A 20,110-nucleotide genomic window follows, 5' to 3' on the forward strand; every position below is an offset into this window, starting at 1 on the left:
AGAAAAATGTCAATAGAGAGACTGGGCGTTGAACGCACCGGAGCAGGGGGACAACAGCTCCCATTTTCCCCAGCCGTACGCGCTGGCGATTTCATTTATGTTTCCGGACAGGTCGCAATGAACGATCAGGGCGAAATTGAATATGGTGGCATCGAGGCTCAGACCCGTCTGGTCATGGAAAATCTGATCAAGGTACTGGCCCTTGCCGACTGCACCCTTGATGATGTGGTCAAGGCCAATTGCTGGCTTGATGACACACGCGACTTCTGGACCTTCAACAAGGTCTATGCCAGCTATTTCAAGAATGGCGCCCCGGCCCGTTCCACCGTCCGCTCGCAGTTGATGGTTGACGCCAAGGTCGAAATCGACGTGATTGCCTACAAGCCTGCCTAAAGAACAGCGCTGCATCAGGCGGGTGATCCCACACCTGCCTGATGCGCCGCACCATGGATTGGGTCGGCTCAGACCGATCGGGACAACATCCCGCCCAGCCCAATCACAAAGACCCGATGATGCGCTCGCTATTTTCTTCGGACGCGATCAGATTGCTCACTCCGAATGGGATGAGAAGGTCCGAATGACCGCATCCAGCTGGCTTCGCACCTCTTTGTTGCGCAACTTGTTCAGGGTTGTCTTCTCCAACAAGGCCCATTCATCCGATATGAGCGCCAAATCTTCCTCAAGCTGCCATGTATAGCTGAAGCGAAGCCCGGAAAGCCCCTTTATGGCTTGGAGTTGATTGGCACTTAACCATCCATCCTCGAAAACATGCATCTTGCTATAGTCGACATACAAGGGCGTCAGTTTGGCACGTTCAATGATGCGTTTCTCGATTTTGGCATCGACAGACACCACGTCCCGTAGAGCATCGCGAAAGGCCACGGCATCGGTGAATGTCTTGCCCTGCAGGGAGCGCAACGGCTCGATATCGACACCTTCCTGAGAAATGCGCTCAACACCTTCCCGTGACAGGGCATAGTGAGTTTCCTGATAAACATCCTGATTGAACACATTTTGAAGAAAGAAGAGAGCGAAGAAACATACCGTTGCGGAGATGATCGGGGTGGTGACCCAACCAACGCTGATGCCCCCCATAACACGCCAGTTGATGCCGCGCCCTCCCTGAAGCAGAGCAAGGCCAATCACAGCCCCAACCACGGCTTGCGAGCTTGAAACAGGCACCAGAGGAATGGTGGGCAGGCCGGACGAGGCCAGAAAATGCTCCAGTTGTACCGACGAGAACAGCAGCAGCACGATGGAATGAGAGATGACGACAACCCATGCAGCAAGCGGGGTAAGCGGCAGCAGCCCTTTTCCGACCGTCATCATGACGCGTTTGGAATAAGTAAAGACACCCAAACTGATCGCCAACGCACCAACCAGAAACAGTTGCTGGATCGAGGTCAGTTGGAACAACCCTGCGACTTCAAAATCCGTGAAGGGAGAAGAATCAACGAACACACCCATCACATTCGCAATATTGTTGGCACCCAGACTATAGGCACCCAGAGCCCCGGCAAAGATCAACGCCGCGCGGGTATAGGCATCCAGCCGAAACAAGTGAGGATTGACGACCCTGAGAAACAGCTTCACCCCCTTGTAGATCGGGATCGCCACGATCCCCGCCAAGACAGGACATGCCACCCAGGTAAGAACGATCTTGATCAGGGACTCGCTGTCAATAATGGAGCTGCTGAACAGGTTCCAGCCAATGATTGCGCCCACCACGGCCTGACTGGTCGAGACCGGCAGTTCGGCGCGGGTCATCCAGTAGACCGTCAAAGCGGCAGAGAAGGCCGCCATGAATGCCCCCGCCATAGTGTTGACAGAGCCAAGCTTTCCCAGAGTATGCGCGGCACCCGCACCACTGATAACAGCCCCCAGGATCAGGAAAATGCTACAGACAATGGCCGCCGTTGAAAATCGGACCATGCCCGTACCGACCGACGTACCAAAGACGTTCGCCGCATCATTTGCACCCAGAGACCATCCAAGAAACAAACCACTCGAGAGGAAAATGAGAAACGCGACTTCCATAATCTGAACCTTCTCTAGATACGGCGCTTGATTGTGCAAATCGCCAAATTATCACCCAAATCTTCAGCGCGATCGGCGATATCGTCGATTTTGCTGATGAAGTAGCGAATGTGTATCTTCTGCTCCAACGTCAGGTCGGAGCGAAACACCTTCCGAATGGTTCTGGCGCTGATATGGTCTGCTTCCGTCTCAAAGAAGCCCACTTTGTGAAGGTGGTCACGCACCTCCTCGATGTTGCGGAAGAAGGCCCTCGAGGCCAGAATTGTCGACTCCATGGATTCGACAACTGTTTCCGTCAATTCCCTGAAGTCTTTATGATATTCCTCTGGAATATTGGGAATCTCGTCCGCAAAGCGTCTGGCATTGTCCTCATAGAGATTCATCGCATCATCGATGCCCTCCATCAGCGCGAGCACATCGGCACGCAAATCAGGGATCAGCGTACGCTCGAAAAGCTCGGCTTCGATCACGCGACGCAAGACATCGCAGCGCGTTTCCAGTTCATCAATCTGCTGAAACTTCGTGGTGAACTCTTCGCTTTCTCCCTGCGAGAGATACAACTCAATACACTGACGGAAAAGCAAGCCGGCTTCCGAAATCAAATCAAGGAACTCATCCACCTGCGCTTCCAGCCGCGACGCTTTCTTAAAAACGGTAAAATTCCTGTTCGCAAATACCATCCATCTATTCCTACGCTAGCCACGGGTCGTTTGATGAAGTCCCCCCGAAAGGGAAGAAATCATCACTCGGAATCCTTCTTGACGAAGTCCTTTTTCGCGACTTTCAATGTCATCAGAAGCCGTTTCGCACCAGTGCGAGCCTCCTTGCATATGACCGAAGAACAGTTGTCGGCATCATCCGTCAGGTGTTTGATCGCCTTGAGTTGCTTCTTGATTGAAGCAATCTGTTCAATCACGTCGCGATCATTTTGCTTGCGTTTGTTCTTTCCCATTTTCTCACGCCTCATAGTCAGAGCGCACACCGAGCGGACACCATCCAGATGGCATCTGGAACGGAGTGCGGAACAAGGTTGACAGGGTGGCAGACCTGCAGTGCAGGCTGTCTTGGTCGGGACCGACCGCCTCCCAGAAGACCAGTGTCATGCACCGGCCCTCCAGGGAGGTAGAAAGATCGCTTAAGGCATCATCCAGCGTTTTCGCTGTCTGATACGCTCTTGTTATGGTGATGCCGGATCGTCTTGAAGTAGCTGTAAAGCGGCGGCAGCAGAAGGAGGAGGATGATCACCCACATGAGCTTGGCAATGTTGCTTTCAAAGAAGACCCAAGGCGATCCATGACCGATGATCATGCCTTGCGAGAATCCGCCTTCGGCGATTGGACCAAGGATAAGCCCCAAGATCAGCGCTTCCAGAGAATAGCCCACTTTTCTCAACACCAGACCACCCACTGCAAAGGCAATCATCAGATAGATATCGAACACCGAATTGTTCAATGCATAAGAGCCAAGTACAGCGAAAGCACTGACCACAGGCACCATCAGGGCAGGTGGCACAAGCGCAACACGGGCGAGATACGGGGCAAACATGATCCCGACCATCAAGAACACACCATTCGCAACGAACAGGGAAATGATGAACGGATAGGTTCTATCCGCATATTCAGTGAACAGTTCCGGCCCGGGGATCATCCCGTGAATGATGAAGGCCCCCATCAAAGCGGCAGCCACCGAGTTACCCGGAATACCAAGCGTCAGGGTGGGCACCAGAGAGCCGCCAACACACCCGTTATTGCCTGCCTCGGCGGCAGCGATGCCCTCTGGATTGCCCTTGCCGAACATCTCTTTGACCTTGGAGATGCGTTTGGAGAAATTGTAGGAAATGAAGGCTGCAATCGTTGCGCCCTCGCCCGGCAGAATGCCGATCACTGTGCCCGTTCCGGATCCCAGAGCGATGAATTTGCTGATGCCTTTTGGCAATGGCTCTTTCTTGCTGGCCTTTTCCAGGATCGACGTGTCGATCGTTTGCTTGTGCATGCCAGCCAGTTCCAGCATCTGGATCATCGAAAACAGACCGATCAGGGCAGGCATGAAGTCGATACCATCGACCAGCTCAATCATCCCCATCGTGTAGCGAAGGCTACCCGACATATCGTCTGTACCGATAATTGCGATGATCATCCCGATCAATCCGGCGATCAGCGCCTTGATCAACGAGGAATTCTCATCAGCAATCGAAACGATGCCCGCCAAACCCATCAGCGCCAGCAAAAAGGTTTCGGCAGGTCCGAATTTCAGTGCCTGCATGGCAAGGAAGGGGGCGAACAGCAGCAGCACGAACGCGGAAAAGGTCCCGCCGCAGAAGGAGGCCACGACCGAAGTCTTGAGCGCCACGCCAGCCCGGCCCTTGCGGCTCATGCGATAGCCTTCAATCGCTGTGGCGACCGCCGCAGGTGTACCGGGCGTGTTCAGCAGAATTGCAGGGATCGAACCACCATACATGGCCCCGCAATAAATACCGCCAAGCAACATCAATCCCGGTGTCGGGTCCATGGTATAGGTAAACGGCACCAGAAGGCCGACCGCCATGGTTGCAGTCAAACCGGGCATCCCACCAATGGCGACACCAGCCACGGTACCGATGAAGATCGTCAGCAGCGATTCGAACGATAAAACAATAGAGATATATTCAAGCATTGCGATTCCCGATTCTTAACTGCCGCCGGTTGGCAAGTTCACGGCCAGAAGCTGGATAAACACCAGATACACGAACAACAGGACCCCCAACGTTGTCAGGCCTATCGTCACGTAGCGCCGATATCCAAGGGCAACGGAAATGATCGGTATGAAAACACCCGCAGCGACGAAGAAGCCGACATGCTCGAAGGTGATCGCAAACAGGATCAGTCCGACAATCAGGCTGAGGAAACGTGGAAAGTGATCCGTCAGAACGAGCCGCTCTTGTCCCTTGTCACGAGAAATACTGAAGCCGAGTTGAACAGTGCAGAGTAGGCCAATGGAAACTGCCAGGAACTGGACATACTTAGCCGACGTCGACACGGCGATACCGGTGTAGGAAGCTGTGCTGTTAAACAACAGCACAGCACCCACGATCATCAGTATGAGAACTGATCGATCTACGAGTTTTCTAGTCATTACCAAGGCGCTTTGTCATAGACGCTTTGCGTTTTGGTCTGCAGATCTTTCAGATATGCGTGATAGTCATCGCCATTTTGCAGCAGCAAGAAAATGTTGCTCTTCGCAGCTTTGGCTTTGAACGCGTCGCTCTCGGTAACCTCTTTCAGAATGCTGTCGAGCTTGCCCTGAATAGCAGGATCGATACCGGCAGGTGCCACGAAACCGCGGGTTGCGCGCATCTTGACGTCGTATCCCTGCTCAAGAGCGGTCGCAACTTCTTTAAGATGCGGGTCACGCTCTTCGGTCAACAAAGCAATGATGAGCGCATCACCAGCAGCATGCTGTTTGATCATCTGCGACAGGTTCATAAAGGCGGCATCCACATGGCCACCCAAAACGCCGGCTTTCTGCTCGGTCGAGCCTTTGGTTGGCAGCAGATTGAAGGAAACACCAGCGGCTTCTTCAAACGCTTTGGCAGCAAGGAAATCGTCGGAGCCGATGCCGTTGACAGCAACGGTCAGGGCTTTTTCCTTGGCCAATTTGGCCAGATCATCCATAGACTTGATTGGGCTACCGTTCGGAACCACGACAATAGCCGGATCCTGAGCAACGTTGCCCATCACTTTGAAGCTATCAAGCGTGTATTTTGCCCGTTTGGAAACAATGTGAGCAACCAGCTGTGGCGTGAAGTTCAGGCCAATGGTGTAGCCGTCCGCTTCGGCACGAGCGATCTGCTCAAAACCCTTTTGGCCACCGGAACCGGGAACATTCTTGATGACGAATTCGAATCCGGGATTGTTCTTTTCCGCCAGCTCAGCAAACATCCGTGCGGTGCTGTCAGTGGAACCGCCAGCCTTTGAAGGCACGACGATGGAGATTGGTTTGCTTGGATAATCATCCGCAATGGCGAGCGACGGCAACCCAAGCGCAATGACTGCGCTTGCCAAAAGTGTTTTTGCTAACATGTGATACTCCCTATTTAGTCTGCAAAATTTGCCTTGGTGCCACTGTGAGTTTTTTGCGTCGGATCTGGTTGTTTCGACGCCAAACACCGCCTCCCTCGCAACAGGTTTGCCGGTCTGGGGTGTGGTGGGTCTGACTTGTCGAGCAGTTGGCGCAGAAAATCCTCCCTCACGCGTTGGGTGCGCAAGCCTCCCAACGTGGCGTCAATAGAGGTAGCAAGCGTCGTGCCAAGAACTCAAAAAAGAGTCAAAGCATTGAATTATAGAAATAAATACATAAGGGACTTGTTGCTGAACTTCGCATCTTATGTCAAAAACGACCCAAAACCAAAAGGGCTATCGGTCAATTTTGTCACATGAAGTCTTCGCGATTCAGATCATATTTCTGCATCCGCAGATACAGGGTCTTGCGGGGAAGACCGAGTGCATCGGCAGTAACGCCAATCTGCCCGTTGTGGCATTCCAGCGCCTTGGCGATGGTTGCCCGCTCGAAACAGGCCATCTGTTCACTCAGCGAACTCGACGCCCCTGCATCCTCTGCGAATCCTTCACCGGCGATGTCATCCGGCTCATTCAAGCCCAGCACAAACCGCTCGGCCACATTGCGCAGCTCGCGCACATTTCCAGGCCATGGACGCTGCATCAGCTCTTGCAATGTTGCGGTGTCGATATCAGGAATTGGACGACGATATCGGACCGCCGCCGCATCGACGAAATTGCGGAACAGCAAAGGCACATCCTCAACCCGCCCCCGCAAAGGCGCCAGCATCACCTGTGCCACTTGCAGCCGGTACTGCAAATCCTCCCGGAACGAGCCTGTGGCAACCGCTTCACGCAGATCGATTTTGGAAGCGGCAATCACCCGAATGTTGACATTCACGCTTTCATTGCCTCCCACGCGCTCCAGGGCTCTTTCCTGCAATATCCGCAACAGACGAACCTGCATATTGGCGGGCATGCTCTCGATTTCATCCAGAAAAAGCGTCCCACCCTCAGCAAATTCAATCTTTCCGATGCGACGCTTGCTCGCGCCGGTGAAAGCGCCTTCCTCGTGGCCGAACAGCTCGCTTTCAATCACGCTTTCCGCCAGAGCACCGCAATTGAGCGCGATGAAAGGGTGTTTTCCGCGCCGCCCGAAATCATGCAGACAACGCGCCGTGACTTCCTTGCCTGTTCCTGTCTCCCCAAGCAACAGGACATCAACATCCGTATCAGCCAGTGTCATCACCAGATTGCGCAGTTTTTCCATGGCAGCGGATTTGCCGATCAGCCGACCTTCCAGCTCTCGGGCTGTTCCAAGCTCCCGGCGCAACCCCCGATTTTCCAGCACCAGACTGCGCTTCTCGAGCGCCCGATAAATAATGGAGATCAAATAGTCAGGCTCGGCGGATTTTTCCATGAAATCATAAGCGCCGTCGCGAATGGTCTGCACAGCAATCGGGATATCGCCATGGGCCGTGAGAATGATGACAGGCAAGTCACTGTCAATCGCCATGATGCGCTTGAGGAACTCATGGCCATCCACGCGCGGCATCTTCAAGTCGGTGATGACAATGCCCGGCCAGTGTGGCGCAAGATTGCGCAAAGCGTCTTCGGCATGAGAATAGGTTTCAACGTCGAACCCGGCCAGTTCCAGCGTTTGCGCGACGGAGAGACGAACCTCTTCCTCATCATCGACCAACATGACACGATTGATATTCATGATATCCTTCTTGCAATCACGACACACGCTTCAGTTTTATGTTGATCACGGAGCCCTCACCTATCACACTTTCAGCCCGCATGCTGCCTCCGAATCCCTTGACAAGATTGTACGAAATCGACAATCCCAATCCAAGCCCTTCCCCGACATCCTTGGTAGTGAAGAAGGGATCAAAGATCCGCTTGATGATGGTATCAGGAATTCCGCAGCCTGTATCCCGGATGAACAGGTCGGCCCATTCCCCGCCATGCTCTGCGGTAATGGTCAGACGGCGCACCGGTGCGTCTTTCATGGCGTCGATCGCATTCGTCACCAGATTGAGAATAACCTGCTCCAAGCGCACCTGACCCGCGATGACTTGGCGACACGCCTCGTCAATCTGCACCTCGGTTTGGATATCATTTTCGCCCAAACGGCGCGCCAAGAGCGCCAACACTTCATCGACCACCACAACCATATCGGTGGGGCGCAAGTCATGCTTGGCATTGCGGGAGACGGCCCGCAAGCTCTCGGTGATCCGATTGGCTCTGGCCACTAGCTTGGTGATCTTTTGCAGATTGTCCTTTGCCTCGGCATCCCGCCCCTTGTCGATCAATAACCCGGTATTGCGGGAATAATGGCGGATCGCGGACAATGGCTGGTTGATTTCGTGGGAAATGCCGGCCGTCAATTGCCCAAGCGCGGCCATTTTGGCGGCCTGAACGAGTTCCGCCTGCGTTTCGCTCAACGTATCGCGGAATGTGCGAAGAGAGGTCGCCATATCGCCGATCTCGTCACGGCCCCTGACCGGAACCTCTGCCTTGAGATCTCCATCAGCAATGACACGCATGCTGGTATCGAGCGTCCTCAAGCGTCCAACCAACCCATGATCGACATAGAGCCACACCACAGGAACAGCAACGACAACGCCGATAAAGACAGCCAAAGTCAGCCATGCTCGCCCTTTGTTGATCGACAAACGAGAGCGCTCCACAGCCCGCAGAGCGTCGGAAGTTTCGGCGGCGACCTGTTTCGAAATCAATTGATCCATATGGCTCAACAAGGTCTGGTTCTTTGCCAGCAGGGCCTGCTCTTTATTGACATCGTCCAATTCGCTGGCGCGCAGTTCAAACAAACTCGACTGACCCTTGGCAAATGCCTGAATATCCTGAATGGACTGAAGCAGGGACAATGCCCCCGGCACAGCTTTGATCGTCAGATAGTTCTTGTTGATTTGATCGCTGATCTCTTGGAAATACAACTCGGTCCCGCGCAGGGTATCCTCATCTGGGATGTTGGCGGCCCGACCGATCAGTTCTGCCATCAGGCTGCCATCGGCATGAATCATGAACAAAGCTCTCTCCCGGACCAGTTCCTCCTTGAGGTAGGCTTTGTTCTCGCCATCGCGGCTCAGCGCCAGACTGATATTGAAACGTGTATCATCGATCATCGGCTCGACTTCATTCAGGAAGTCTGACGAAGCCCAGCGCAGACGCTCGCCCAGTTCGCGTTTCTGGGAGCTGCGAAACAGCCGCCTTGAAACAACCGTGTTGAGAGTCTGCAGGTTCCCCTGCAACGCATTCACATCGTTTCGAAAGTCCTCGACCACGGCTCCGATGTCGGAATCCTCGGAATTGCTGTCCAGAAGCTGTCCCATATTGTGCAGTCGCTCGGACAAATCGGTCCAGACCCGCTCGCGATCCACATTATCCTGTGCGGCGGCCAAGGCGGGCGCCAAGCCGATGATCCCGCCGCCATATTCCGCCAGCTGTGCGGCGAAGGTCACCGCCGACACATTGCGTCCAACCACCTCATCAACGGTGTCGCCAAGCCGGGTAAACAAAACCCAGGCCATGGCTGAAGAAGCGATCATGGCGAAGGTGACGACTCCGAATGCCGAAAACAATCGCCCACGGATGCCAACGCGCAACTTGTCTCTCATGGCTGTTCGATATCCGCAACTTCGAGTTTGGTCAAAACGTCTCTGGCAATGAACAGGGCCTGATCCTGATGCGCCCGCGCAAATCGGACCCATTCTGCTTCGAGACGGACCTGAGCTTCGGGCATTGATATACCCGGTTTGTTGCGGGCGAAATGAGAGACAAACTCAGTATCCACGGCTTGAGCACCGCTTACCGGAACCGCGCTCATCAATCGGCGCGCCTCACGAATGCGCGCGACCAGATCCGGCAGGTCCCGTTTTTCAAGCAGTCTTTCGGCCTTATGAACCGCATCCCATGTGCGCCTTACCGCTGCCTGCCGGTAGGTGAGCATGACGTCAAACAGGGAATTCACCATGTGATAGCGTTGTTGCGACAGGTTCGTGTCGAACTGGATGCTCTTGCGTGCCAGTTCATCACTGAATGGATTTGGGTAACCCATCGGGGCCTGAGCATAAACTGATCGGGAAACAGGCAACCGACGGATCGTGGGTTCAAACAGGAGTGTTTGACCTTCCGTGGACAAGACAAAATCGATAAAGGCCATCGCAGCATCACGATTGCTCGTGCGGGAAACCAGCCCGATATTTGCTGGCAGGAAAACCGTCCCCTTCGGGTAGAGAAAGTCCATGGGCGCCCCTTGTGCCTTTGCAGATTGACCCAGAAAGTCGATGGAGATGCCAATGCCAAACCGCCCCGCCCGCACACCATCGATGACACCAAAACTGCGCGCCGTGATCGTCGCCAGATTGCCGCCGATTTCCGAGAGCAATCGCCATCCTTTCTCCCATCCCTGACTTTGCAATATGCTCTCGACGATCAAATGGGTGGTGCCAGACCGTGAAGGCGCAGACATGCCGATATGACGTTTGTAGGTTGGGTTGGTCAAGTCCTCCCACTTGGTTGGTACAGGCAGGTTGCGTTTGGTGAGATAATCGTTGTTCCACACGATCCCGTACCCGGAAATTGCGCACCCCCTGTAATATCCGTCGGGATCGTCCAGCGGATAGGACCCGATGCGCGGCACCGAACTGTCCGTACGTTCGAATGCCTGCAACAAATGACCGGACTTTTTGAGAAATTCAAACGCGTCCGGTGACGAGGCCCAAAACACATCAGCAGGCTCTGTCGGACGTTCCTTGATGAAAGAAATGGCCGCCGACGTTTTCTTGCTGCGAATGAAAATTTCCAGTTCCGGATACAATTTTTCGAACTCTGTGCGAAATCGATCGAAAAGTGCCGGTGGAAATGAGGTGACTATCACCAATCTGTCATCTGTTCTGTCTACGTTCGACTGAGCGCGCGCCTGCGCCGAAGCAACCAAAAACACAGCAGCTGTTAGGCAAACCATGTACAACCAGGTCTTGATGAGGTTTCGAGAGTCCATTTTGTTCCTTGAAAGTGTGCCCAGAACCGAAAAATCGTGCGATACACGTCCAGTCGAGCGCTTTTCCACAGAAAGCTCCGTACTTTCCTCTAGGCAACAACTGGAATGATATAGGTCTTCAATCCAGTCATTTCGCCTAGTTTGAATGCTTAGGCATTCACGGATAGACTAGCACACTGACAAAAAATCACTATGCAATTTGCGACATATGCACAAACGAACATATTTCCACTTGAGCATTTGCAAAAACAAGCATATGTTACACCCAACATATAACGGCGAGCCGCAATATGTCCAATGTTGATAAAGTTATGTCAGCCCTTAGCAAGCGCGTGCGCAGGGATGTGATGCGGCTACTTGCCGATGGTGGTGAGCATCGCCTGTTTGAGTTGATGGATAAACTGGATATTCCGCAATCCAACATGTCCCGTCATCTCAAGAAACTCAAGCTTGCGGGCCTCGTTCAAGATGAACGGGATGGTCAGTCTGTTCGATTCCGCATATCGAGCGCATTGGGCAAAAAGGAAGTTACCTTCCTGAAAGCGGTCCTCGCCCTGTCAGAAAACCATTCGGGTGGCAAAGAGTAGTAGCAAGCAATCCGCATTGCAAACCCGCTCAAAACCAGCCAATGGTGCCCCGGTCAGGTTCACCATGTGGCTTTTTTTGTTTCCATTGCCATTCGGTGACCACTTTCCAGCCGTAACACTTCGGCCAAAGACAAAACTGAGGCAAACTCAGTGTCACGACACGTTCGACTTGTCGCCATTAAAACAAGCGCTTGTTTGAGCAAATTGTGAAGCAATGTGATTCGCCAAGGGTCACATTCAAATTGATAGTAATCAGTCGATTACAGCTCGGCCCGATATCAGGTTCATCCAAACAGGCGATGGCCCGATTTCCAGTTCTCATGGCACAGCCGAACCATCTTGCGAACTGCAACCAAACAATTGCCGGCCGGTATATCCGTTGCTTGTCGGCAAGAAAGGAATCTTCATGCCTACGGTGATGTTTCTTCTCAATCTCATCGGAGCAACCATGCTGCTACTCTTCGCAGTCAGAATGGTGCGCACCGGCATCGAACGCACATATGGAGCGTCCTTTCAGCACCTGCTAACCAAGCACCAAAATCCATTCAACTCGAGCGCGGCAGGCTTCGGACTGGCGGTTGTTCTGCAAAGCTCGGCGGCAGTTGCGCTTCTTGTTGCCGGTTTTGCCGCCAGCAATCTGATTGGGTTTGGCGCTGGGCTGGCGGTCGTTCTGGGGGCAGATTTCGGCTCAGCGCTGGTGATTCAGTTGTTGAGTTTCAAACTGGATTGGCTCATTCCCCTGCTGCTGGCAACCGGCGGCTGGCTGTTCGTCAAGGTTGAATCCCTCCGCCCGCGCCAGATCGGCCGCATCCTGATGGGCATCGCCTTCATTCTGCTGTCTCTGCAACTGCTTCGGGATGCCATGACCCCCATTCGGGATAGCGATTTTCTGCCAGCCATCGCTCAGTATTTGTCTGAAGATTATCTGACGGCCTTTCTCGTTGGTGCGGCCCTCGCATTCGTCATGCATTCCAGTGTCGCGACGATCCTGATGTGCGTCACCTTGGTCAGCATTGGAGCGCTGCCACTGGATGCAGGGATCTCGCTTGTCATTGGGGCCAATCTGGGCAGCGCGTTCATTCCCTTGTGGTTGAGCCGAGGCATGGGCATCTCCGGACGCAGAATCATGCTCGCCAATCTTGTCGTGCGCGGAAGCTGGGCTTTGATTGCCGTTCTCTTGGTCAACAATCTGCCCATAACAGACATGTTGCCCAAACAGAATCCCGGTCAGGCGCTGATTACCAATCACTTGATCTTCAATGGCTTGCTTCTGCTCATGCTGCCCTTCTGCCGGTATATGGAATCGTTCATCATCCTCGTGATGCCTCAACGCAACGCGCCTGAAGAAGGCTACAAACTCGAAGCGGTTCACTCCGCTCTGGACCAAAGCAAGATCGGCACGCCAAACTCCGCCGTTGCCAACCTGAAGCGTGAATTGTTGCGGATGTCGGATCAGATTGATCGCATGTTCCGACCGATCATGGACATTTATGACACGGGAGATGCAACAAGGATAAAGATGGTGATCGAGCTCGACCAGAATGTGAATACCAGTCTGTCTGATGTACGAGCCTTCATTGCAGCGATCCCGCAAAAGGACCTGGTGAAGAAACAACGCAAACAACTGCATGATCTGATGGATTACGCGATTGCCCTCAAGTCAGCCGGTGACATTGTGGCACGACGGCTGCTCCCGCTTGCTCAGGAAAAGAACCAGTCAAACCTCCGCTTTTCAAAAGAAGGGCGCTCCGAACTGGTGTATCTGCATGAAAAAGCCTTGGCCAATATGTCCTTGGCATCCAACGTGCTGATTTCCAGTGATTTGGAAAGCGCCCGCCTGCTGGTGGCCGAAAAGGGCGATGTGACGCGCTACGAACGCCTGAGCCGTCGCTCCCACCTCAAACGTCTTTCCAACGGCAAAGCCTTGTCGTTTGAAAGCAGCGACATCCATCTGGAGACCCTGCGCGCCCTGCAGGACTTCAACAGCCAGATTGCCAGCATCGCCTATCCGATCCTTTATCAAAAAGGACAATTGCTCGAGACGCGCCTGATCGAAAATCTGCACGACAATACGCGCCACATGACTGGAGAAAGTTCTTAAGCACCGCAACGCGTCTGTGCGGTCCAGCAGGACGGAGCACAGGAGCGTCGCGCCCTCCGGTCAGCTCAAATCGGTCGAAGAGTGTTTTTTCGCGGCACTCTTCGGCTGGTAACTTTGCTTCCCTACCCCTGCCCAGAAGCCCCAGGCTATTCCCGGCAATCCGAGCCGTTCTTAGCGGCTGCTCGCTTCAACCCCGGTCAGCCTTTCCCGCAGAAAGTCGATCATGACACGGACCTTGTTTGGCAGATAGGACCGGGACGGATAGAGCGCCCAGGCGGCGGTGTCAAATTCGGTCGCCGCGCATTCACAATCGGGCAGCAGATTGACCAGCCTGCCTGTCGCAATATCAGGCCCGACCAGCCAGTCGGGCAGAAGAGCCGGTCCAAGATCATCCAGCACCGCATGGCGCAAGGACAGGGCGTTGGATATCACGATAGGACCAGAAATCGGCACCTCGACAATCTCCATCCCCGTCTGCCGAAATCGCCATTTCGTGCGATAGTCTGGCAGCGCAAAACAGAGACAGGCATGATCGCGAAGGTCTTCAGGCCGCTCGACCGCAGGATGGTTGGCAACATAATCAGGCGAAGCGCAGACAATATAGCGCGTCTTCATCAATCGCGTGCTGATCAGATCGCCTGCCGGCGCAGGGGCAAGACGGATTGCCAGATCGATATTGTTGGCGACCAGATCAATATTGGCGTCTATCGGCAAAAGCTCCAAAGCGATATCGGGATATCGTTGCGTGAATGCCTTGAGATAGGGAACCACGCAGACATGAGCAAAGGAGACAGACGTGGTCATTTTCAGGATCCCCCGAGGTCCCTTGACCACATTGCGAGCCTCCTCCTGTGCCCGGTCAAACTCTTCCAGCAACGGGACAATCCGCGCGATATAGTTGGCCCCTTCCTCTGTGGTCGACAAGATCCGCGTTGACCGCTGGAACAGCCGCAGCCCCAGTCCGGCCTCGACGTTGGCCACGGTCCGCGAAACCGAAGACGGATCAACATCAAGCACTCTGGCCGCTGCCGCAAAGCTTCCATGCCGAGCCACGAGTGTCACGATTTTTAAGGCTGATAGATCCATTCGTGCAGAATACGCACGACTACAATGACAATCAATCTATTTCTCGGATGAACCCGCACGGATATCTCTTGCATCACCAACGCAAACCAATCGGAGATTTCAAAATGGAAATTCAGAACTCAATTGCTTTCGTGACGGGGGCCAATCGCGGGGTTGGCAAGGAATATGTTGCACAACTGATCCTTGGCGGGGCAGCAAAAGTCTATGCTGGCGCCCGCAACGTCGACAGCCTCGCAGACGTGATTGCCATCAATCCAGACAAGGTGGTGCCCATCAAGCTGGACGTGACAAACAGCGAACTGATTGAGAAAGCGGCGCAACAGGCCCAAGACGTCACCCTGCTCATCAACAATGCCGGATCCCTGACCTTCGGCGGTGCCCTTGACATCACAAAGGACGGACTGGACCGTGACATGGCTGTCAATCTCGAAGGCCTGCACAACATGACCCGACGTTTCACGCCTGTGCTGGCTGCCAATGGAGGCGGCACCATCGTCAATATGCTGTCGCTGCTTTCCTTCCTCAGCGCTCCGGGATTTTCAGGCTACAACGCATCAAAGGCCGCAGCCTGGTCCATGACCATGTCCCTGCGGGCCTATCTGGCACCCAAGGGCATTGCGATTTTGAACGCCTTCCCCGCCGGGATCGATACGGACATGCTGGCTGGCGTTGATGGACCAAAGGACAGCGCCCATGATGTCGCCCGCGATGTATTAAAGGCGGTCATTGCAGGTGATGAGGATGTCTATCCAGCCATGGCTGCGGGGGTCTACGAGGCCTGGCGTCAGGATCAAAAAGCCGTCGAGGCTTCCTTTGCACAAATGATGTGACCCGCACCCCCCCCAAAAAAAAGGGCAGGGTTGTTTCTCCCCTGCCCGATTGCTCATCTGGTGGCGATCGTCACGGTCGCATACCGACGAGGTCGGCAGCGTCCTGGGCCGTTTTGCTGTCGTGAATAACAGCGCGACAGGCCTTCATGAGGGCCAGAGGATCATCGGACTGGAAGACCGAACGGCCAAACAGGATGCCCGCAGCCCCCGCGCCGATAATTGTCGAGACCATTTCCAGCGTACCGAAATCGCTGTTTGTTTTTGGCCCCCCGGCCAGCATGATGGGCACCGGCAATTGTTTGGTGATGCGTTTGAGGGCATCGGCGCTCCCGGGCCAGTCCGTCTTGATGATATCGGCCCCCATTTCCATGCCGATGCGGGCGTGAAAGCTGACAAAGTCACCATCATGGATATCAGGTGCCAAAGCATGGCGTGCGCCCATCGTCTCGATAATATGAACAATGCCAAGACGGCGTGCTGCCTGATTGACGTCTGCATTGGCACGAAAGCTTGCCGTTTCGACAGCCGGATCATTGTGCCCGACAAACATGTAGGTGATCACGGCCTCTGCCCCGAGGGCAACCGCATCCTCGACGCAAGCAACCAACCTTGAATGTCCATCTTCGTAGCTAAGGGCCGTGCCTTCTCTCCACATGGTGGTCTGATCAAGCCGCAGGATCAGCGCGGGGCCGCCATTCTGCACCAGCCTTGGCCCATAATGCAGAGCGGATCCAAGCGGCAGAATGACCGCATCCACTCCGGCCTCGTTCATATTGTCCAGCATCTGCTCTGGATGCTCCATGCCCGGACAGGTGCCCAATTGCAAGGCATGGTCAAATGCAATGCAAAAACCACGTCGGGTTGCAGGGTTCAGGATTCGGGACAGGCGAATTTGTTGGCCTAGGGTCTGAAGCATCATCTTCATCCTTGCTATATGAGTTTGAAAGAGAGCGCCGTTTGATGAAGCTGACTGGCGATCGTCTCATCAAGTGTCTTGCTAATCAGGATGTGATCGAACTCAGACAATTCGGCAAACTGGTTGAGCGCCCGCGTCCTGAACTTGCCAGCCGTCAGCAGCAGAGCTGTGCGCTCCGATGCCTGCATGAAAGCACGCTTGACGCGCAAGATGTCCTGATCCTGATGGAACAGACATTCACCAATCACGGACGCTGCGGACAGAAAGGCCCAGTCAGAACGCAATTGGCCGATCACATTCTCACAGACAAGACCCGAAAAACTCTGGTGGGTATCATTATAGTCACCGCCCGTGATGACCAGATGGACATTGGCAACATCCCGCAGGCGATCACACACGGCCAGTGAGTTGGAAATAACGGTGACATTCTCGATTGCCTCAAGATAGTTACACATCATCAGCGTCGTTGTGCTTTCATCCAGCATGATGACATTGCCCGGCTCGATCAACGCCACGGCAGCGCGTGCCAGCTCCCGCTTTGCGCCTTCATCCGTTTGGCGCCGATAATGAAAATTGCTTTCAAACAGCAACGAGCTTTCCGCAGTCACCCCACCGCGTTGTTTGCGCAGAAGGCCCCGACTTTCCAGCACATCCAGATCCCGGTGGATGGTCATGCGGCTGACATTCAGCTCGGTGGTCAGTTGAGTGAGGGAGACGGATTTTTGCGCCTGCACCATCGACAAGATCTTTTGGCGCCGCGCCTCACCTTTTAACCGGGCATCATCCTGCTTCGAAGGAGCCATCGTCATGATGCGTCACCATTCATCGCCCGCCCGAAAAAGTCATCCCCGCCGACCTGCCCGCCTTTCAAGGCCACCTGCAGATTGTTGATTGCCTCATCCTCTGAGTGGATGCGGCACAAAGGAGCACCGACGACCAGCGGCCCCGCAACCTCCAGAGCCTTCACATGCATCGCGCTCATCGCATGACTTGAACTGTCGCCGCCTGCCAGAACCGTACGCTTCAGGTTGGTTTGCTTCACCACCGCATGCAGGACACGCCCAAGACTGCCACCCAGAATGGCGGAGCTGTCAGCCCCTTGCAGTCCATGGCGATCCAGCGCCGCCAATGTCTCAGCAATCTTTGGATCCTTGGGCCCTCTGGCGGTGTGAAGAACAACGCCCGGACGGTCTGAAGTGAGCGCCACCAGCCTTTGCACCAGCGCTTGCTCGGCTTGTGCGCCCTGTTCGATGAGAGCAACGGTGTCGACCGCCTCGACATGAAATCCATGGGCTTCAGCCCATGTGATCTGCCGATCCGTTGTTGGCGAACAACTGCCACAAATCGCAATCAGGCGATCAACCGCACCGCATGGAGCGGGCGGTGGTGCGATGGGCAGGCGTCCTGTGTCTGTAAGATAGTCGGCCAGCGCATATTCCACACCGGACGAGCCAACAACAAAGGCCGGATGGTCTCGACAATGGTCAAACAGCAACTGCCCGGTCTTGTAAGTGGTGGCCTCATCGAACGTATCCAGAATAACCAGATCATTCTGTGCGCATTCCAAGGCAAAGTCGTGTGCAGCATCGGTCTTCAGCATGCGTCTGAAATCGAAAGACCCGATCTTGCGCTGCGTCTGTCGTGCCAGATGCAAACGCAAGTCCGCTTCATCCATGGGCGTGGCAGGATGCTTGCTCATGGTCGGATGGCGGTCGATCCGAAAAGCTTCGCTCTCGCCCGCGACACTTGCTGCGGCAAACAGGGTGGAAAAAACCACATAGCGGCGCAGACGCGTCACCCCGACAACCACAGGAACACAGGTCCCAAAAATGTCCTGCCCGATCTCGATCGCCTTGCCTATGCTGCCGATCCTTGGTGAAGAATCGAAGGTGGAGCATGTCTTGTAGTGACAGAGGGGCGCTCCGAGCGCCTTCAGCTTTTCAAGAATGGGGGCCAAGTCAGTATCCATCCATTCGGGACTGCGGCTCCGACTGGTTCCGGCCACGCCGACCGCGCGCAAGTGCGGATGGGCCGCCAGATCCTCTTTTTCGGGCGGCTCAAGAAACAACATGGACGGAATCCCGGCCATTGTCACCGACTCCAGCGCATCTGTAGAGCCTGTAAAATCGTCACCATAGAAGGACAGCAGCAACTCGGACTGAGCGTCAGGCTTTTTGGTCATGATGGTTTGGAGCCTCCCGACATATTGAGACGTGATTGGATTGGTCCAGTTGCCGGAAAATGTAGCATATGAGACCATTTTTACAACATCATTCCGTTTTATTGTAACTAAATTTGTGATACAAATGCAAACCGTCTGCCATGGCATATTGGCGCAGTCCTGCAAAGGCCGATTGCACCACACAAAAGGACGCATCATGGCAGCAAGACACAAAGGAGTTGGTCGCTATGAATAGAATCGGAATCACAATGGGCGATCCGTCAGGCATAGGCCCCGAAGTCATCTGCAAAGCACTAAGCGCAATGACCCCAGAGGAGCGCTCTGGCGTGCTGGTCATCGGCGACCGGCTTTTCATGGACCGCGCAAGAGATCTGATCAAAAGTGACTTTCAGTTCTCTTGCGAAGAAAAACCAGCAGATGGCGATGTGCCATTTTTGCAGGTCGATGCCCCCAACGCCGCACAGATCCGCCCCGGTGAAATTCAGCCAGATGCGGGCGAAGCTGCCTGCCGGTGCGTGAAGAAAGCCGTGGAGCTGGCCCTCGCCGGAGAGATCGATGTCGTTTGCACCGCATCCCTGCACAAAACCGCCTTACGTGAAGCCGGATACAATCTCAGCGGCCACGCCGGTCTGCTGAAGTTGTTCACCGGCGTTAAAAAGAACTTCGCCGTTCTCGCAGGACCCAAGCTTTCCGTCATTCATGTTTCCACCCATGTTTCTTTGGCAGATGCAGCCAAATACTGCACAAAAGAAACGGTGCTGGAGACGATCCGCGTGGCCAACGAGCATGTGAAGACAACAGGGATCGCCACCCCGCGCGTTGCCATTGCCGGCCTCAACCCCCATTGCGGTGAAAATGGCCACTATGGGTCAGAGGATGACGACTATGTTGTCCCGGCCGTTGCCGCCGCGCGCGCAGAAGGCATCGAGGCGATCGGCCCCATTCCCGGCGACCTGGTTTTCGAGCAGGCAATTGCCGGCAAATACGACATTGTCGTCGCCCAATATCACGATCAAGGCCACATTCCCGCCAAGCTGATTGGCGGCCATGAATGCGTCAACATCACCGCCGGCCTCCCCATCCTCCGCACCTCGGTGGATCATGGAACGGCATTCGACATCGCGTGGCAAGGGATTGCAAACCCGGAAAACATGCAGGCTGCCATCACCATGGCCCGCCGGATGAAACCTCTGAAATAGCCCCATAGGCCCACACATCTTCAAAAAACAACGCCACAAGAAAACCCGCTGAAACTGTTCTCAGCGGGTTTTCTTGTGTGGGGACCGTATAATTTATCAATTATCAGGC

The 20,110-nt window shown here is 54.5% G+C and carries 18 protein-coding genes; 5 read left to right on the plus strand and 13 right to left on the minus strand.

The genetic code is table 11. The annotated features are described in order from the left end of the window. Positions 1-6: 6 nt before the first annotated feature. Positions 7-393 carry a RidA family protein gene (locus tag FDK21_RS15385; protein WP_114010971.1) on the plus strand — a complete coding sequence of 129 codons (387 nt, stop codon included), beginning with the start codon at positions 7-9 and terminating at the stop codon, positions 391-393. Positions 394-549: 156 nt separating this feature from the next. Here the strand turns inward: FDK21_RS15385 and FDK21_RS15390 are convergent, their stop codons facing one another. From FDK21_RS15390 to FDK21_RS15430, 9 genes are all read right to left on the minus strand, one after another. Next, positions 550-2,037 carry an inorganic phosphate transporter gene (locus FDK21_RS15390; protein ID WP_138149611.1) on the minus strand — a complete coding sequence of 496 codons (1,488 nt, stop codon included), beginning with the start codon at positions 2,035-2,037 and terminating at the stop codon, positions 550-552. A 14-nt stretch (positions 2,038-2,051) separates the two neighbouring features. Then, positions 2,052-2,717 carry a DUF47 family protein gene (locus tag FDK21_RS15395; protein ID WP_114010973.1) on the minus strand — a complete coding sequence of 222 codons (666 nt, stop codon included), beginning with the start codon at positions 2,715-2,717 and terminating at the stop codon, positions 2,052-2,054. A gap of 62 nt (positions 2,718-2,779) precedes the next feature. Further along, positions 2,780-2,989, minus strand: a complete 210-nt coding sequence (locus FDK21_RS15400) for a hypothetical protein (RefSeq protein WP_114010974.1) — start codon at positions 2,987-2,989, stop codon at positions 2,780-2,782. Positions 2,990-3,180: 191 nt separating this feature from the next. Continuing rightward, the gene (locus FDK21_RS15405) at positions 3,181-4,689 is read right to left on the minus strand and encodes a tripartite tricarboxylate transporter permease (protein WP_114010975.1); all 1,509 of its coding nucleotides are present in this window, start codon (positions 4,687-4,689) and stop codon (positions 3,181-3,183) included. A gap of 15 nt (positions 4,690-4,704) precedes the next feature. After that, positions 4,705-5,148: a tripartite tricarboxylate transporter TctB family protein gene (locus FDK21_RS15410; protein WP_138149613.1), complete on the minus strand. Its 444-nt coding sequence runs from the start codon at positions 5,146-5,148 to the stop codon at positions 4,705-4,707. Beyond that, complete coding sequence (locus FDK21_RS15415) at positions 5,148-6,095, minus strand: tripartite tricarboxylate transporter substrate binding protein (RefSeq protein WP_138149615.1); 948 nt, start codon at positions 6,093-6,095, stop codon at positions 5,148-5,150. The genes FDK21_RS15410 and FDK21_RS15415 overlap by 1 nt, the downstream gene beginning before the upstream one ends. A 349-nt stretch (positions 6,096-6,444) precedes the next feature. Beyond that, on the minus strand, positions 6,445-7,794 hold the full coding sequence (locus FDK21_RS15420) for a sigma-54 dependent transcriptional regulator (protein WP_114010978.1): 1,350 nt from the start codon (positions 7,792-7,794) through the stop codon (positions 6,445-6,447). A gap of 16 nt (positions 7,795-7,810) precedes the next feature. Next, on the minus strand, positions 7,811-9,715 hold the full coding sequence (locus FDK21_RS15425; RefSeq protein ID WP_171022116.1) for an ATP-binding protein: 1,905 nt from the start codon (positions 9,713-9,715) through the stop codon (positions 7,811-7,813). Continuing rightward, positions 9,712-11,100 (minus strand): extracellular solute-binding protein, encoded by a 1,389-nt coding sequence (locus FDK21_RS15430; RefSeq protein WP_114010980.1) that lies wholly within the window; start codon positions 11,098-11,100, stop codon positions 9,712-9,714. The genes FDK21_RS15425 and FDK21_RS15430 overlap by 4 nt, the downstream gene beginning before the upstream one ends. Positions 11,101-11,411: 311 nt before the next feature. On the opposite strand from FDK21_RS15430, the gene FDK21_RS15435 reads away from it, so the two are divergent. Both FDK21_RS15435 and FDK21_RS15440 read left to right on the plus strand, forming a co-directional pair. After that, positions 11,412-11,687, plus strand: coding sequence for a metalloregulator ArsR/SmtB family transcription factor (locus tag FDK21_RS15435; RefSeq protein ID WP_245418524.1), 276 nt, complete (start codon positions 11,412-11,414; stop codon positions 11,685-11,687). A 406-nt stretch (positions 11,688-12,093) separates the two neighbouring features. Next, entirely contained in the window at positions 12,094-13,788 is a 1,695-nt protein-coding gene (locus FDK21_RS15440; protein ID WP_138149619.1) for a Na/Pi cotransporter family protein, read from the plus strand. Positions 13,789-13,959: 171 nt separating this feature from the next. Here the strand turns inward: FDK21_RS15440 and FDK21_RS15445 are convergent, their stop codons facing one another. Next, positions 13,960-14,874, minus strand: coding sequence for a LysR family transcriptional regulator (locus FDK21_RS15445; protein ID WP_138149621.1), 915 nt, complete (start codon positions 14,872-14,874; stop codon positions 13,960-13,962). A 104-nt stretch (positions 14,875-14,978) separates the two neighbouring features. Here FDK21_RS15445 and FDK21_RS15450 point away from each other — a divergent pair, with 104 nt between their 5' ends. Next, positions 14,979-15,704, plus strand: coding sequence for an SDR family NAD(P)-dependent oxidoreductase (locus tag FDK21_RS15450; RefSeq protein WP_114010984.1), 726 nt, complete (start codon positions 14,979-14,981; stop codon positions 15,702-15,704). Positions 15,705-15,774: 70 nt separating this feature from the next. Here the strand turns inward: FDK21_RS15450 and FDK21_RS15455 are convergent, their stop codons facing one another. Genes FDK21_RS15455 through FDK21_RS15465 form a run of 3 tightly spaced genes read right to left on the minus strand, consistent with a single transcriptional unit; the run spans position 15,775 to position 18,802 of the window. Beyond that, positions 15,775-16,620: a fructose-bisphosphate aldolase gene (locus FDK21_RS15455; RefSeq protein WP_138149623.1), complete on the minus strand. Its 846-nt coding sequence runs from the start codon at positions 16,618-16,620 to the stop codon at positions 15,775-15,777. Positions 16,621-16,634: 14 nt separating this feature from the next. After that, entirely contained in the window at positions 16,635-17,429 is a 795-nt protein-coding gene (locus FDK21_RS15460) for a DeoR/GlpR family DNA-binding transcription regulator (protein ID WP_138149625.1), read from the minus strand. Continuing rightward, positions 17,426-18,802, minus strand: a complete 1,377-nt coding sequence (locus FDK21_RS15465) for a four-carbon acid sugar kinase family protein (protein ID WP_171022117.1) — start codon at positions 18,800-18,802, stop codon at positions 17,426-17,428. The genes FDK21_RS15460 and FDK21_RS15465 overlap by 4 nt, the downstream gene beginning before the upstream one ends. Positions 18,803-19,029: 227 nt before the next feature. Here FDK21_RS15465 and pdxA point away from each other — a divergent pair, with 227 nt between their 5' ends. Next, positions 19,030-20,001, plus strand: a complete 972-nt coding sequence (gene pdxA, locus FDK21_RS15470) for a 4-hydroxythreonine-4-phosphate dehydrogenase PdxA (RefSeq protein WP_246657594.1) — start codon at positions 19,030-19,032, stop codon at positions 19,999-20,001. Positions 20,002-20,110: the final 109 nt, after the last annotated feature.

The organism is Cohaesibacter sp. CAU 1516, assembly GCF_005771485.1.
In the GTDB taxonomy this organism is placed as follows: Bacteria; Pseudomonadota; Alphaproteobacteria; order Rhizobiales; family Cohaesibacteraceae; genus Cohaesibacter; species Cohaesibacter intestini.